Here is a 15414-nt window from a genome sequence, read left to right on the forward strand (position 1 = left end):
ACTCTCCCCAACGAATAAGCATCGCGATGAACACAAACAAACCCAAATTACGTTTTTGGCAGATCTGGAACATGAGTTTCGGATTTCTTGGTATTCAATTTGGCTTTGGTTTACAAAATGCCAATGTCAGTCGAATTTTCGAAACGCTTGGTGCAAGCATCGATCAAATACCTATTTTGTGGCTGGCAGCGCCAGTGACTGGTTTATTGGTCCAGCCTATTATTGGCTATATGAGTGACCGCACCTGGAACGGACTAGGTCGCCGCCGTCCGTATTTCTTGGTGGGTGCGATTATGTCGTCCATAGCGCTATTGGTTATGCCCAACTCTCCTCATCTTTGGATTGCAGCGGGCATGTTGTGGATCCTCGATGCGTCAATCAATATTTCAATGGAACCTTTCCGTGCCTTAGTCGCAGATAATCTCCCCTCGGAACAGCGCACCCAGGGTTTTGCAGTACAAACCTTCTTCATTGGTGTCGGTTCAGTAATTGCCTCAGCCATGCCTTACATGCTGTCGAATTGGCTTGGTATCGCCAATACCGCACCGGAAGGTATGATCCCGCCTTCGGTTAAAATTTCATTTTATGCCGGTGCAGCCGTATTCCTTTGCGCAGTATTATGGACGGTGTTTAAAACCAAAGAATATAGCCCACAAGAGATGGAACGCTTTGAACCCTCCCCAGAAGAAGCTGAACCAGAGAATCGTTCAGGATTCGCTACCGTTATCGCCGACCTAAAAAAAATGCCAGCGACCATGCGCCGCCTAGCTATCGTTCAATTTTTCTCGTGGTTTGCCTTGTTTGCAATGTGGATCTATACCACCTCGGCAGTCACCAGTAGTATCTACGGCACCAACGATACTGCTTCAAGCTTATATAACGAAGGAGCTGACTGGGTAGGCTTATGTTTTGCGATGTATAACGGTATTAGCGCCCTTGCCGCTTTTGCATTGCCTTGGTTGGCTCATCGAACTAGTCGAAAATTTGTTCATGCCGTTTGCTTATTGATTGGTGGTATTAGTTTAGCTGGCATGCACTTTATCGCCGATCCAAAGATGTTACTGTTAAATATGGTCGGTATTGGTTTCGCCTGGGCCAGCATCCTTTGTATGCCTTATGCCATCTTAGCCGGTTCGTTACCAAGCAAAAAAATGGGTTTCTTCATGGGAGTATTTAACTTCTTCATCGTTATCCCGCAAATTTTAGCCGCTGGCTTGTTAGGCTATATTACCCGTGAAATATTTGGCGGAGATTCGATGATGGCCTTGGTATTAGGGGGCGCGTCAATGGCTATCGCCGCTGTAATCACTCTCACCATCAATGATCAAGATGACCCCAGCTTGGTTAGCGAACCAGACTCAAACACAGCAACAGCACAGCCAGCCTAAACAGGGTGAGGTTTAATTAAACACCAAAAAGCCGAGCATGCGCTCGGCTTTTTACATGCCGGATGAGCTATTCAGCATCCCATTCAAAATCTGGCGATTCCTCTGGCTCTGCTCGGTATTTAAGCTGCAAACCGTGTAAAAAATTGCGCATCACCTGATCTTTACAAAGACGATAATGTTTATGATCAGGCTTGCGGAAAAAGGCGCTCAATTCATGTTTACCCAACTGAAACCCAGTTAAGCCTAATACCGCTAACATATCTTCCGCTTTTAAATTTAAAGCTATTTTTAGCTTCATTAATATCTGATTGTTATTTAAACGTTTTTCAGGCTCTGGCTGAGCCCCTTCCCGCTTGCCCCGTCGCTCGTTAATAAAACCATTCAGAAACGTTGCCAAAGTTTTATCGGTGCAATTTTTATAAGCCGGATCATCGTCTTTCTTGAGCCAGTCACTCACTTCAGCGCGACTCACTTCAACATCAGCTTGAGCAAAAATGGCAATCATCTTGTTATCATTCAAGTTAAAACAATAGCGAAGGCGACGAAGAATATCGTTATTAGTCATGTAAACATCCTAAATCAAACAAAAACGGCAAGCCGAGGGCGAAAAATCTGCAGAATTCTACTTCAATGGCGTTAAAGTAGATACTCTCTCAAAGCTTATTATTGCGTTTAGTCAACATAGTTTGCCTTGCTCTCAATGGCTTCAGGCAGTTGAATTTGATAACGAGCCAACTGTGAGCGACTAAATAAATAACGTCCTTTGGCGGCCGTAAGCGGACCTAAACTGCGGGGAACCACAGGCTCTCCTTCAAGTATTGTTTTCGCTAAGCCCGCAGCTAAGCGCCCTTGTTCAAAACCATCCACCACCAGACCGCCAATGGCTTTATTTTCACCAACGGCAAAATCCCAAAAACTAAAGGGAGGCACTGGTGAATGAGCCACTGACCAAGTTAACACTTGTTCGGTGGTCACATATTGATTGGCACTATCACGGATCCCCTCAAGCGAGCCAAAAATTACCGCATCAAAGCCCTGTTGTTGCATGCTTTCAACGTTTGCTTGCCAAGCTTGCCAATGATTAAGCAAGCGCAATTCCAGTTCGACACCCGCCACCTGCATGCTTGTTTGATTTGCAAAGAGCTCTTGCTGAATAATTTTTGACGCGTGACTGTCGTCAAACAATAATAATACACGCTTAGCTTTACTGGCTAATAACTGACTAATCATTGCCACCGACGGTTCAAGCAATGGTCGTTCTAATACACCTGTGATATTCACTCGCCGATCAACATGGTAGGTACGAGGGCTATGATTAATTCCCAAATAAACCACTGGTAGTTTTGTTTTGGCAAAACGAGGACCCAGATATTGCAGGGCTTCATCGTCACCTAGAATGACGAGTTCAGGCCGTACATCCAAATAATATTGCCAAGCGATTTCACCTCGACCGCGATGCTGTTTTTCGGGTAAATTTTTGGTATTCATTTGAAAATATTCGAGCTGATAATCGGCTGCGAGCAGCGATTTCAAACCCGCGATATACTGGCTGTCCCATAATTCTTGCTGCTGATAGCTTTCAATCACCAAGATTTTTGGTTTTGCTTGAATCGTCCAACAGCAAAATAGCGCCATGATGCAGAATAATCGAGCGTAAAGTTTGTTCACGAGCCAACTTAACTAAATGATGAAGTGCTTACAGTATAACCAATGCCCCTGCAAGCGCCTCAGTGGTATATCACGGAATGAGCGTTAGCTGTTCTCGCCCATGCGGCTGGTCTAAACCCAAATCAGGTCCTTTCGGCACCACCCCTGTTGGGTTAATCATCCGATGACTCTGATAATAGTGTTGCTTAATATGCGCTAAATTGATGGTCTCACGAATACCTTCCATTTGATACAAATCCAGCATGTAAGCATGCAAATGAGGATAGTCGGCTATGCGCCTTAAATTACATTTAAAGTGCCCGACATAGACCGCATCAAAGCGGATCAAGGTGGTAAATAAACGCCAATCCGCCTCGGTTAATTCAGAACCCAACAAATAACGCTGAGCGCTCAAGACCTGCTCTAAAAAATCTAAACTTGCAAATAAGGGGACCACAGCCTCTTCGTAAGCCGCTTGGCTGGTGGCAAAACCAGCCCGATAAACGCCATTATTCACCGTCTCATAAATCCGTAGATTAAGTGCGTCGATGTCTTCGCGCAATGCTTGCGGATAGTAATCACCGAGTTTAGCGCCGAGTGAATCAAAAGCAGAATTAAACATACGAATAATGTCCGCCGATTCATTAGACACTATGGTTTGCCGCTGTTTGTCCCAGAGCACTGGCACGGTGACTCGCCCCGAGTAATCTGGAGCGGCAGCAGTATAGATTTGATGCATAAATTCAGCATGATGAAGCGGGTCTTTCACCACCCCTTCGCCCTCAGCGAAGGTCCAGCCATTTTCAGCCATGTACCAATGTACCACCGAATAATCGATGAATTCTTCCAGTCCCTTAAGCTTACGAAAAATTAAAGTCCGATTCGCCCAAGGACAAGCCAAAGACACATACAAATGATAACGGCCCACTTCGGCTTTAAAACCCGCCTCTCCAGTCGGGCCTGCGGAACCATCGGCGGTAACCCAATGGCGAAACTGAGCTTCACTGCGCTGAAAGCGTCCTTGATGCTTCGCCGTGTCGTACCACTGATCTTGCCATTCACCGTCAACCAATAAACCCATACCCGTTCCTCGTTGTTCAAGCTTAAAATCGATTATTTTGAAAATCGTCGAAGGCCTGCAGTACTTCTTCACGCGAATTCATCACAAACGGGCCTCCCCAGGCCACAGGCTCGTTCAAGGGCTCGGCACCAACTAACAATAGTCGACAAGCTGAATGACTGCTTAATTGCAACGCCTCACCAAAGTCTAGTACCGCTAACTGGTAAGCATTTAAAGGTTCTGGGTCATCCGCCACCTGAAGTTGCCCTTCAATCACGTAGATAAAAGCTTGTTGAGATTGTACCAAATCCAGCTGCAACTGCCCGCCCGCCACCATGCTAATATCCAAATAAGTCGCCGTTTGGTGCACCACTTGCACAGGGCCTTGAGTACCATCTGCCAACTCACCCGCAATGACCCGAATCAGATTACCTTGTAAATCTCGGCTTTGCGGGATCTGCTCGGCACTAAACTCTTGATAGCTTGGTGCCGACATTTTCTGCGCGGCCGGCAAATTAATCCAAAGCTGAAAGCCCTTTAATAAGCCGTCTTGCTGCTCTGGCATTTCGGAGTGAATAACCCCTCTGCCAGCACTCATCCATTGCACCCCACCAGCTTCAATCACCCCCTCATTACCGACGCTATCTTTATGTCGCATTTTGCCATTAAGAATATAAGAGACGGTTTGAAAACCACGATGCGGGTGTTCGGGAAAACCAGCCAAATAATCATCTGGCTGATCTGACTCAAAACAATCCAACATTAAAAAGGGATCCAGCATGGATAATTGCTGACTACCAAGAATCCGAGTTAACTTAACACCAGCCCCATCCTGGGTGGCTTGACCTGTCACTCGCTTAATCACGGTTCTGCGATGTTTCATTTTTAACTCCTAGCACTGAGAATCTTGAGCACAATTGATGTTTGTTTAGCACAAGCAAGCGCTATGCTTTTCGATTATCCAAGGAATAAGCACCAGCACCATGAGCAACTAATAATAGAAAGCCGCCCGCAACCGAAATATTTTTCATAAATAGGATCATCTGCATCTGGTCATCAACATTGCCGTGGAACAACAGCGCCGCCACGACACTAAAGCCTGCCAACAAAAAGGCCACGATACGGGTATTCCAGCCCACAACAATGGCCAAGCCACCGACCAATTCAAGGGCAATCACTAAGGGTAATAAAGCACCCGGCACTCCCATTGCCTCCATATAACCTTGAGTACCGGCATAAGCGCCAATTTTTCCAAAACCAGAAAGGACAAACATTAATGCTAAAAGTAAACGGCCAAGCGGTTGAGCCAATAATTGTATTTGTTTCATCTTCATTTCCTAATTGATGTGAGATCGACTGGGTCTCCCCAACTATTAGACTCAGCATAACCATCAATATTGGTTCAATAAATAGTGTGTTTAGCAAATTATTGTTCCTATAATAGCAACAATAGAACGATTCAAACGTTCAACTCGCGAGGTAAAGATGGGCCAGTTAGAAGACATGCAGATTTTTGTACGGGTGGTAGAAGCCGGTAGCATTACTCGAGCCGCCGAGCAGTTGGGAATGGCTAAGTCTGTGGTTAGTCGACGCCTAAGTGGCTTAGAGCAACGCTTGGGGATCAGCTTAATACAGCGTAGTACGCGCCGCTTAAAACTAAATGATTATGGCCAAAGCTATTACCAACGCAGCCTCGCAATTCTGGATGACATTAACCAACTCAACCACCAAACAAGCCAGCAAAATACCGCACTCAGTGGTTCCTTACATGTCGCCGTTCCTTTGTCATTTGGCCTCAGTCATCTCAATTCAGCCTTCGATGCTTTTATGCAGTTACACCCGCAGCTACAGTTAAAGATCAGCCTGACCGATAGCCAACAAGATTTAGTCGCCGAAGGAATCGACCTCGCATTGCGCATCGCCGAGCTAAAAGATTCGAGCCTCAAGGCACGAAAAATCACCCCAATCAACTTCCTTCTGGTTGCTTCAGCGAGCTATTTACAGCGGCATGGCACCCCCCAACACCCTGAAGATCTGAAGCAACATCAAATATTGCATTACAGCAATCTACCCACGACCAACTTTATTTTGTTCGATAGCAAAGGACTGCGTCATCAGGTGAATTATCAACCGCATATCTCCGCGAACAATGGTGACTTTTTAAAAGACATGAGTATTGCTGGTCATGGAATTAGCTTTAGCCCTAGTTTTATCGCTTGGCGTAGTATTGCCACTGGTGACCTAGTACCAGTATTGCCACAATATCGAACACCAAGTTTATACGCCTGGGCTATCTACCCGAATACTCGTTATTTATCACAACGAGCACGCTTATTAATTGATTTTTTATGTCAGCGCTTTGGCAAAAACCCCTACTGGGATCAGGCGATTGCTCAGCATTTAAAACAGCCCGCAGAACCACATTCGTGAGTCTCGACAAACTTTGAAGCAAGCTTTACTCATTTAATCACATGACTATCAAAAAGCGCTGTATTCTCAAGAGGTTTTATGTTTATCTTGCAACTTAATAAATATAATAGGCACGGCGAATCAAGCCAAATTTTGCTGAATTCAGCTTAGCCCGCTCAACCACTATTCGCAGCACCCATCATTTTTAACTCATCGCTAAGGAAAGTCATATGCCGATCGTTTTTGATTATGTTCTCACTGTTCAAGTCGCGCTGCTGATTTTTGCACTATTTGTGCTGAAATCATCGATTAAATTTGTGCCACAAAATGAAGCCTGGGTGATCGAACGCTTCGGTAAATATCAGTCCACCAAAGAAGCCGGGCTGAACTTTCTATTACCGATGATCGATCAGGTTGCAGCACGCCGAACCCTAAAAGAACAAGCCTTCGATATTCCGAGCCAAGCCGCAATTACCAAAGATAATATTTCACTCACGGTCGACGGCGTATTGTACTTTCGAGTCCTTGAGCCTTACAAAGCCACCTATGGTGTAGAAGACTATGTTTTCGCAATTACCCAGCTCGCACAAACCACCATGCGCTCAGAAATCGGTAAAATTGAATTAGATAAAACCTTTGAGGAACGTGACACCCTCAACGCTGAGATTGTCAATTCAATCAATGAAGCATCCGCCTCTTGGGGCGTCGCAGTCATGCGTTATGAAATTAAAGATATTACGCCACCAGCATCAATTATGGATGCGATGGAATCGCAAATGCGTGCCGAACGTGAACGTCGCGCTAAAATTCTCGAATCGGAAGGTGAAAAAGCCGCCGCGATTAATATTGCCGAAGGTCAAAAACAATCGCGTGTTTTAGCTGCCGAAGCTGAAAAACAAGAACAAGTATTAAACGCTCAGGGTGAAGCACAAGCATTAATAGCAGTTGCCGACGCACAAGCACAGGCGATTAATACTATTGGTGCCTCTGCGGCGACCGAACAAGGCCAAAAAGCGGTACAACTAGACTTAGCGACTAAAGCCATTGAAGCGAAATTGGCAATAGCCAAAGAATCAACCGTGGTATTATTACCTGATAGCAGCAGTGAAGCAGGCTCTTTAGTCGCCCAGGCAACTAGTATTTTAAATACCCTAAATCGAGGTTAAATCATGACTGAGCTGTTTGCCAATCACATTCCACAAACCATGGTTGCGCTAGGCTTGATCTTGCTGACCATTGAAGTTGGCCTGATCGGCTTTGCCACCTTTATTTTATTTTTTGTTGGTTTGTCGTTGGTGCTGACAGGCTCTTTAATTTGGTTAGATTTACTGGCTGATAGCTGGAATAGCATCTTGCTGTCGAATGCGATTGCCAGCAGCGTATTAGCCGGTTTGCTGTGGAAACCGATGCGCAAACTACAAAATCATTCCGATGATAAAACAGTAAGCAGTGACTTTGACGGTCACCGTTTCTTTTGTGAGCAAGCCATCGATAGACGCGGTCAAAGTAGCTATAAACATTCAGGGATTAGCTGGGTGTTAAAAAGCGAACACCCCATTGCCGCCGATACTGAAGTAGAAGTGATTAAAGTGGAAGTGGGAACCTTTTGGGTCAAGCCAGTTGATTAAATGCTTTCACTGGTAGAGCAATTGCTCTCACCAGTCCCTTTCAGTATACGCCATCACTTCTCAGTAGAATGCTCTGTTAGCGAACAGGCGCTTGATTCAGCATGCAAAACCCAAACAATTATGCTTAACTTAAGCCTGTTCTCCGCTCACTCTCGTAGGCTAAAATGGATGCTTAAATTGTTCACTAAACCCACTGTTTTATTGCTTATTATTGCTTTGAACGGCTGTAGTAGTATCGCCCCCACCGAAGCTCCCAAGGTTAATTTAGTCTCGGTTGTACCAGTCGGCAGTGATGGTATGGCTCCTAATTTCAAGATTAATCTGCGGGTGGTCAACCCCAACCAACAAGCCCTAAGCCTCGCTGGCGCCGTCTATTCCTTATCCTTGAATGGCCATGAAGTGGTCAACGGTGCCACCAGCGATTTACCCAGTGTTCCCGGCTATGGAGAAGCAAATTTTAGCCTGCCCGCCCAAGCCAACCTGATTGCCAGTTTTCGCTTGCTTAGCTCCTTAATGCAACAGTCGCGTCCGGAGTTAGCATATCAGGTCAAAGTGAAACTAGATCTCGGCAGCTTTTGGCCCGACATTACACTCAATGAGGAGGGCAAACTGAAGTTGGAAGATCTCGGCGATACTCTCAACTCAAGCCTATAGCTCGATGTCTCGCAACCGCTAAAAATGATACTAGCGCTGCGACGCAACACCAAACCGCTTGAGTTAAACTTGCCAATTAATCGGCTTTTGTCCCTGCTCACTCAGTAAACGATTGGTTTGGGAAAAATGTTGACAACCAAAAAATCCTCGGTGCGCCGACAAAGGTGATGGGTGCACCGCCGTTAAGCAATGATGCCGCGAGTTATCGATGGCTCGCCCCTTTTGTTGGGCATGTGCGCCCCACAATAAAAAGACCACACCAGAGCAGTGCTGATTAATTTGAGCGATCACCGTATCGGTAAATTGCTCCCAACCATATTTGGCATGAGAATGAGCCTTGCCCTGTTCTACACTCAATACGGTATTTAGCAGCAATACCCCTTGTTCAGCCCAAGCCAGCAGGTCGCCATGCTCGGGGATCTCAAAGCCACTGATATCGGTCGCCAATTCTTTATAGATATTACGCAAAGAAGGCGGGATCTTAATGCCCGGCGGCACACTAAAACTTAAACCGTGGGCTTGGTCTGGCCCGTGATAAGGATCTTGACCCAAAATCACCACCTTTAGTTTAGCCAAGGGCGTCGCTTCAAAGGCGGCAAATAACTGCGTATCGGCAGGATAAATCAGCTTCCCAGCCTGACGCTCATCTTTAATTCGTTTCATCAGAGTCTGAAAGTAAGCTTGTTGCTTCTCAGCCTCCAGTAATCTGTCCCATGTCAACGCTTTGGTCACGGTTTGCTCTCTATTAGTCACACGCCAACATCATAACTGATCGCCCAACAGATCGATATGCTGTGGGCTTCAGCTAATAAGACTCCGGCACAAAACTTTGCTCATGCAACGGCACTCTGACATAACCTTGGCGATCAATCGTCGGTAATTCGATCGCTGGATGCGGTAACTCTTGATAATCAATTTGCGATAACAGATGACGAATACAGTTGAGTCGCGCACGTTTCTTGTCATCCGAATTCACCACCCACCACGGAGAATGTTTGGTATCGGTATGCGCGAACATTTCATCTTTGGCTTGAGAATAGGCCACCCAACGAGAGCGAGACTCAAGATCCATCGGACTAAATTTCCAGCGTTTTAAGGGATTGTTAATTCGCTCGAGAAAACGCTTTTCTTGCTCTTCATCGGAAACCGAAAACCAATACTTCAATACAATAATACCGGAGCGGATCAACATCCGTTCAAATTCAGGACAGGCGCGAAGAAAATCTTGATGTTGCAGCTCATCACAAAAGCCCATCACCTTTTCCACGCCAGCACGGTTATACCAAGAACGATCAAACAGCACCATTTCTCCGGCCGCAGGCAAATGCGCCACATAACGCTGAAAATACCATTGGGTTTTCTCACGCTCACTCGGCGCAGGCAAGGCGGCAATCCGACAAACGCGAGGATTAAGCTTTTCCGCAATACGTTTAATCACTCCCCCTTTACCAGCCGCATCCCTACCTTCAAAAATCACCACCACTTTCAAGCCAGTTTCCACTATCCAGCGCTGTAGTTTCACCAACTCAACCTGCAATTCGGTTAAACACTGCTCATACTCTCGTTTACTCAATTTATCAGCCATAGACTCGCTCACCTTGTTTGTTCAACTGCATTGAAAATAAAATCAATAAATACAAAGAGTTAAATTAATAGATCGTAAAACTAATAATGCTTCACGCTAAGCATAACGATTTAAGCTTAGTAAATCCGTTCAGCAGAGTGAGCACTTGGTATGAATTTTCACTGACAATACTTTAAAAAAAAACTTAAAATGGTAACCTTAGGCGCCTTTATACACTCGCTAAGAACTCAGCATGGCAATCACAGGCACTCTTTATATCGTATCGGCCCCCAGCGGCGCAGGTAAATCAAGCATGATTAATGCTTATCTTTCGCGCCATCGCGCTTATCCCGCTCAAGTGTCTGTCTCGCATACCACCCGATCGGTCCGTCCCGGTGAGATCGATGGTAATCACTACCATTTTGTAGACCATCATCAGTTTAAACAGCTCATCGATGAACAAGCCTTCTTCGAATACGCCGAAGTATTTGGCAACTTTTATGGAACCTCTCGGCATAGCATTGAGCAAACCCTCGCCGAAGGGATCGATGTATTTTTAGATATCGATTGGCAGGGCGCTCGCCAAGTGAAAATGATGATGCCAGAAGCGGTATCGGTATTTATTCTGCCTCCCAGTCGTGAGGAGCTGGAAAACCGCTTGCACATGCGTGGCCAAGACAGCCCTGAAGTAATTAAAAAACGAATGAATGAAGCCGAAAGCGAAATGTCCCACTACGATGAATACGATTATCTAATCATCAATGGCAATTTTGATGAGGCGCTTAGTGAATTAACCGCCATCATTACGAGCCAAAGGTTACAAACTCGACAGCAAGCAGCAAAACACCAAGCCTTGCTAAATGAACTTTTATCGAAATAAATACCGTAAGTTCTAGCAAATCTTGCTAAGATCGGCTAGGATCTTGCGTCATTTTTAGTCAACATACATCAACGGAGCTGTGCATGGCACGAGTAACAGTAGAAGATGCAGTAGAACAAGTCGGCAACCGCTTTGACCTTGTCCTTATCGCCGCACGTCGCGCGCGTCAGATCGCAGTAGAAGGTAAAGAGCCTCTAGTTGACGCAGATAACGACAAACCCACAGTTATCGCTTTACGTGAAATTGAAGAAGGTTTGATCACCACCGAAACCATGGATGCTCAAGACCGTCAAGAACGTCAAGAACGTGAAGCAGCCGAATTGGCAGCTGTTGCAGCTATCGCCGATAAACGCATCTAGATCTTCCCGCTATAAAATTACCGTGCTGGGTTTACTCCGCACGGTAAAACTCCCATAATTCATTCAATCATATCTATCACTGCGATCCTCTGCTACTGAGGTACTGTTTGTATTTATTCGAAAGCTTGCGCGAAGTCGCTTCTAGTTATTTAAGTGAAGAACACGTGATCCTGTTACGTGATGCTTATTTATTAGGTCGAGATGCCCATGAAGGCCAGTTCCGTTCTAGCGGAGAGCCTTATATTACCCACCCACTAGCGGTGGCGCGGATTTTAGCCGAGGTGAGGATGGACCATCAAACCCTCGCGGCCGCGATATTGCACGACACCATCGAAGATACACCGGTAACTTATGAACAACTCAGTGAACAGTTTGGCAGTGAAATTGCCGACTTGGTGGAGGGCGTAAGTAAGCTCGATAAAATTAAGTTTCGCGACAAAAAAGAAGCCCAAGTCGAAAACTTTCGCAAAATGATGATGGCGATGGTTCAAGATATTCGGGTGATTTTAATCAAGCTCGCCGACCGCACCCATAATATGCGAACCTTGGGTTCGCTGCGCCCAGACAAACGGCGCAGAATTGCCCGGGAAACCCTCGAAATTTACGCGCCCATCGCCAATCGGTTGGGGATCCACAGCATCAAAACTGAACTAGAAGAACTCGGTTTTGAAGCGCTCTATCCAATGCGTTATCGCGTCTTAAAAGAGTGTGTAAAAAATGCCCGTGGCAATCGTAAAGAATTAATCAACGGGATCCATCAAGAGCTACAAGGGCGGATCGAAGATGCAGGGATCGAAGCATCGGTGACTGGCCGCGAAAAAAACCTCTATAGCATCTATAAGAAGATGGTCAGCAAAGAGCTTCAATTCCATGAAGTGATGGACATTTATGCCTTTCGAATCATCGTTGACCAACTTGATACCTGTTATCGCGCCTTAGGTATTAGCCATAGCCTCTACAAACCTCGCCCTGGCCGATTTAAAGACTATGTCGCGATTCCTAAGGCTAATGGCTATCAAAGCCTGCATACCTCGTTGGTTGGCCCTCACGGCGTCCCTGTCGAAGTGCAAATTCGTACCGAGCACATGGACCAAATGGCCGATAAAGGTGTGGCCGCACACTGGACATACAAACAAGCAGGCGAAAGCCCTGGCACCACCGCACAAATTAGAGCCCAGCGTTGGATGCAGAGCTTGTTAGAACTACAGCAAAGTGCTGGCAGCTCCTTCGAATTTATCGAAAATGTGAAAACCGATCTGTTCCCCGATGAAATTTATGTATTTACCCCAGAAGGGAAAATTATCGAACTACCAGCCGGCGCCACCCCGGTAGACTTCGCCTATGCGGTCCATACCGATGTCGGCCACGCCTGTGTAGGCGCACGGGTAAACCGTCACCCTTTCCCTCTTAGCAAAGCCTTAAGTAATGGTCAAACCATCGAAGTCATCACCGCTCCGGGCGCTCGACCCAATGCCGCTTGGTTAAACTTTGTGGTGACCGGTAAGGCACGCGGTAAAATTCGACAATTGTTAAAAAATCAACGCCGCGAAGAATCGGTTAGTTTAGGCCGCCGCCTGTTAAATCATGCGCTAGGCAGTACCAAACTCGCCAACATCGATCCGGCACACCTGGAGCAGGTATTACAAGATCTAAAAGCGGAGTCTATCGACGATCTGTTAGCCGAAATCGGCTTAGGCAATGCCATGAGCATTGTGGTCGGTAGACGATTATTGGGCAATACCGAAGAACTTGGCCAACACAAGGGCAAAGGGATTATCGCGATTCAAGGCGCCGAGGGGTTGTTACTCACTTATGCCAACTGCTGTCGACCTATTCCCGGCGATCCGGTCGTGGCACATATAAGCCAAGGCAAAGGCTTAGTGGTGCATCTCGAATCCTGTAAAAATATCAGCGGCTATCAAAAAGAGCCCGATCGCTACATCAATGTCGATTGGTCAAAAGATGCCGAGAATACCAGCGAATACAAAACCGAAATGCGTATCGACATGGTTAATCACCAAGGGATCCTAGCCAGTTTAACCAATGTCGTAGCCTCGACTGGTGCCAATATCGTAAACATTGTCACCGAAGAAAAAGAAGGACGGGTTTATACCGTCGACTTGCTCATTACCACCCATAGCCGTATCCACCTAGCCAACATCATGCGAAAAATCCGAGTCATGCCAGAGGTATTACGGGTGGTTCGCTTAAGAAATTAAATAAACGAGAAACTAATGACACCTGAACGCCATCAGCGCATTCGCGCTATGTTAGACGCCCGCCAAACAGACTTAACCGTTTGTATGGAGAACGTACACAAGCCACATAACTTATCGGCGATTGTGCGTACCTGTGATGCCGTGGGTGTCGACCATGTACATGCCATTTGGGAAAACTATAAAGACGAACTTCGTCGTGGCACCGCCACCGGCAGTCAAAACTGGGTGAAAGTGCATAACCACGACAAGATCGAAGATGCAGTGGCTCAGTTACGCAACAGCGGCATGCAGATTTTAGCCACTAATTTGTCAGATAGTGCGGTAGACTTTCGTGAGATTGACTATACCAAACCTACCGCAATCTTAATGGGCCAGGAAAAATACGGGATCTCTGATACTGCGCTTGCCTTAGCCGATCAAGACATTATTATCCCCATGGTTGGGATGGTGCAGTCACTGAATGTTTCGGTGGCTAGTGCACTGATTCTTTATGAAGCGCAGCGACAACGCCAACTGGCGGGGATGTATCAGGGTCCTTGCTTGGTCAGCCCAGAAGAGCAAAACAGGATTATGTTTGAAGGCGGCCACCCGATTTTTGCCGACGTCTGCAAACGCAAGGGTTTACCCATCCCACAGATAGATGAACATGGCCAAATTGCCGCCGATGATACTTGGTGGGCCAAGGTACAAATGAACAAAGAAGCCTGGGATCATCTGGACGACGAGTCATAAGCGTCGCCAATCAACAGCCATTGACCTTATTGGTCAGTGGCTATGAGTCCATCGGCCGCTATTAACATCGCAACACCAGGCTACACTTATTCAAGTGAGGACTACTCGCTGTCACTCGAATATAGCTTAAATTGATAATCATCATCCCAAGGCAAATGATAACCCCATACCATCGGCTGGCCCACTTGCTTATCCACCCAAACAAACGGGGTAGCTAAGAATCGAGGGATCTCTAATCGGATGCCATTACTTTCTGCCTGATATAAAGACGCATGAGTTTCACAACGCACCAATAACATCACCACAATGATAATCAATAACCAACGCCAAAAACCTTCCATTGTTTATCCTATTTAGCTTAAGTCCAATTGTTACATCATGATTCGGCGACCACCTGCCAATGCGCTTGCAGAGCCTGTTGGATCTGGCTCACCTGCTTCGCACGCTGCTCAGGGCTGTAGGCTTTGAGCGGCAATTGTCCCCAAATGGCTTGCGGCCACAACGGATCATCATGAAACCTCACCACATGATGCACATGTAGCTGCGGCACCACATTTCCCAAAGCAGCAAGATTTAATTTATCCCCTTGATAGAGGTCCATTAAGGCTTCACTGACCCGTTTAGATTCTCGCCAAAACTGCGCTTGTTGACAATTATCCAACTGGTAAATATCAGCAATATTATCTTCCATTGGTACTAATACTAACCATGGAAATTGACTATCATTGATTAATAATACTCGGCATAGTTCAAAATCGCCGAGCCAAATGCCGTCTTTTGCCAATTGCGGATGTAACACAAAATCAGTCATCGTATTTCCTAAGATGTGGGTTTTTAGGCTCACCAATACAAACCTTCAGTGCTTAAACCTTTG

At 46.1% G+C, this 15414-nt stretch carries 18 protein-coding genes; 9 read left to right on the plus strand and 9 right to left on the minus strand.

What is annotated here, in order from left to right; all coding sequences use genetic code 11:
* Nucleotides 1-26 precede the first annotated feature (26 nt).
* On the plus strand, nt 27-1388 hold the full coding sequence (locus ACRRS0_RS22655; RefSeq protein ID WP_432455329.1) for an MFS transporter: 1362 nt from the start codon (nt 27-29) through the stop codon (nt 1386-1388).
* Between the two features lie 67 nt (nt 1389-1455).
* Here ACRRS0_RS22655 and ACRRS0_RS22660 read toward each other — a convergent pair whose 3' ends face one another.
* From ACRRS0_RS22660 to ACRRS0_RS22680, 5 genes are all read right to left on the minus strand, one after another.
* Nucleotides 1456-1953 carry a DUF1456 family protein gene (locus ACRRS0_RS22660; RefSeq protein ID WP_432455328.1) on the minus strand — a complete coding sequence of 166 codons (498 nt, stop codon included), beginning with the start codon at nt 1951-1953 and terminating at the stop codon, nt 1456-1458.
* A gap of 107 nt (nt 1954-2060) precedes the next feature.
* Complete coding sequence (locus ACRRS0_RS22665) at nt 2061-3056, minus strand: ABC transporter substrate-binding protein (RefSeq protein WP_432455327.1); 996 nt, start codon at nt 3054-3056, stop codon at nt 2061-2063.
* Between the two features lie 70 nt (nt 3057-3126).
* Nucleotides 3127-4116, minus strand: coding sequence for a glutathione S-transferase family protein (locus ACRRS0_RS22670; RefSeq protein WP_432455326.1), 990 nt, complete (start codon nt 4114-4116; stop codon nt 3127-3129).
* A 22-nt stretch (nt 4117-4138) separates the two neighbouring features.
* The gene (locus ACRRS0_RS22675) at nt 4139-4978 is read right to left on the minus strand and encodes a pirin family protein (protein WP_432455325.1); all 840 of its coding nucleotides are present in this window, start codon (nt 4976-4978) and stop codon (nt 4139-4141) included.
* A 61-nt stretch (nt 4979-5039) separates the two neighbouring features.
* Nucleotides 5040-5423: a DoxX family protein gene (locus ACRRS0_RS22680; protein WP_432455324.1), complete on the minus strand. Its 384-nt coding sequence runs from the start codon at nt 5421-5423 to the stop codon at nt 5040-5042.
* A 157-nt stretch (nt 5424-5580) separates the two neighbouring features.
* Between ACRRS0_RS22680 and ACRRS0_RS22685 the strand changes: the two genes are divergently transcribed.
* From ACRRS0_RS22685 to ACRRS0_RS22700, 4 genes are all read left to right on the plus strand, one after another.
* Nucleotides 5581-6525 carry a LysR family transcriptional regulator gene (locus ACRRS0_RS22685; protein WP_432455323.1) on the plus strand — a complete coding sequence of 315 codons (945 nt, stop codon included), beginning with the start codon at nt 5581-5583 and terminating at the stop codon, nt 6523-6525.
* A gap of 209 nt (nt 6526-6734) precedes the next feature.
* Complete coding sequence (locus ACRRS0_RS22690) at nt 6735-7670, plus strand: SPFH domain-containing protein (protein ID WP_432455322.1); 936 nt, start codon at nt 6735-6737, stop codon at nt 7668-7670.
* A 3-nt stretch (nt 7671-7673) separates the two neighbouring features.
* Nucleotides 7674-8132, plus strand: coding sequence for an NfeD family protein (locus ACRRS0_RS22695; protein WP_432455321.1), 459 nt, complete (start codon nt 7674-7676; stop codon nt 8130-8132).
* 168 nt (nt 8133-8300) lie between these two features.
* Nucleotides 8301-8786, plus strand: coding sequence for an LEA type 2 family protein (locus tag ACRRS0_RS22700; protein ID WP_432455320.1), 486 nt, complete (start codon nt 8301-8303; stop codon nt 8784-8786).
* 63 nt (nt 8787-8849) lie between these two features.
* On the opposite strand, the gene ung is transcribed toward ACRRS0_RS22700, so the two are convergent.
* Both ung and ppk2 read right to left on the minus strand, forming a co-directional pair.
* The gene (ung, locus tag ACRRS0_RS22705; RefSeq protein ID WP_432455319.1) at nt 8850-9518 is read right to left on the minus strand and encodes a uracil-DNA glycosylase; all 669 of its coding nucleotides are present in this window, start codon (nt 9516-9518) and stop codon (nt 8850-8852) included.
* Between the two features lie 73 nt (nt 9519-9591).
* A complete protein-coding gene (gene ppk2, locus ACRRS0_RS22710; RefSeq protein WP_432455318.1) occupies nt 9592-10371 on the minus strand; it encodes a polyphosphate kinase 2 in 780 nt (259 codons plus the stop codon).
* A gap of 232 nt (nt 10372-10603) precedes the next feature.
* Between ppk2 and gmk the strand changes: the two genes are divergently transcribed.
* From gmk to trmH, 4 genes are all read left to right on the plus strand, one after another.
* Nucleotides 10604-11230: a guanylate kinase gene (gene gmk, locus ACRRS0_RS22715; protein WP_432455317.1), complete on the plus strand. Its 627-nt coding sequence runs from the start codon at nt 10604-10606 to the stop codon at nt 11228-11230.
* An 83-nt stretch (nt 11231-11313) separates the two neighbouring features.
* Nucleotides 11314-11589: a DNA-directed RNA polymerase subunit omega gene (gene rpoZ, locus ACRRS0_RS22720; RefSeq protein ID WP_432455316.1), complete on the plus strand. Its 276-nt coding sequence runs from the start codon at nt 11314-11316 to the stop codon at nt 11587-11589.
* A gap of 107 nt (nt 11590-11696) precedes the next feature.
* Nucleotides 11697-13808 (plus strand): bifunctional GTP diphosphokinase/guanosine-3',5'-bis pyrophosphate 3'-pyrophosphohydrolase, encoded by a 2112-nt coding sequence (spoT, locus tag ACRRS0_RS22725; RefSeq protein WP_432455315.1) that lies wholly within the window; start codon nt 11697-11699, stop codon nt 13806-13808.
* Nucleotides 13809-13823: 15 nt separating this feature from the next.
* Nucleotides 13824-14540, plus strand: a complete 717-nt coding sequence (gene trmH, locus ACRRS0_RS22730) for a tRNA (guanosine(18)-2'-O)-methyltransferase TrmH (RefSeq protein ID WP_432455314.1) — start codon at nt 13824-13826, stop codon at nt 14538-14540.
* Between the two features lie 101 nt (nt 14541-14641).
* Here trmH and ACRRS0_RS22735 read toward each other — a convergent pair whose 3' ends face one another.
* Together ACRRS0_RS22735 and ACRRS0_RS22740 are read right to left on the minus strand one after the other, a co-directional pair.
* Nucleotides 14642-14881: a hypothetical protein gene (locus ACRRS0_RS22735; RefSeq protein ID WP_432455313.1), complete on the minus strand. Its 240-nt coding sequence runs from the start codon at nt 14879-14881 to the stop codon at nt 14642-14644.
* 35 nt (nt 14882-14916) lie between these two features.
* Nucleotides 14917-15351: an HIT domain-containing protein gene (locus ACRRS0_RS22740; RefSeq protein WP_432455312.1), complete on the minus strand. Its 435-nt coding sequence runs from the start codon at nt 15349-15351 to the stop codon at nt 14917-14919.
* Nucleotides 15352-15414 lie beyond the last annotated feature (63 nt).

Source organism: Agarivorans sp. QJM3NY_29, assembly GCF_050870835.2.
GTDB lineage: Bacteria > Pseudomonadota > Gammaproteobacteria > Enterobacterales > Celerinatantimonadaceae > Agarivorans.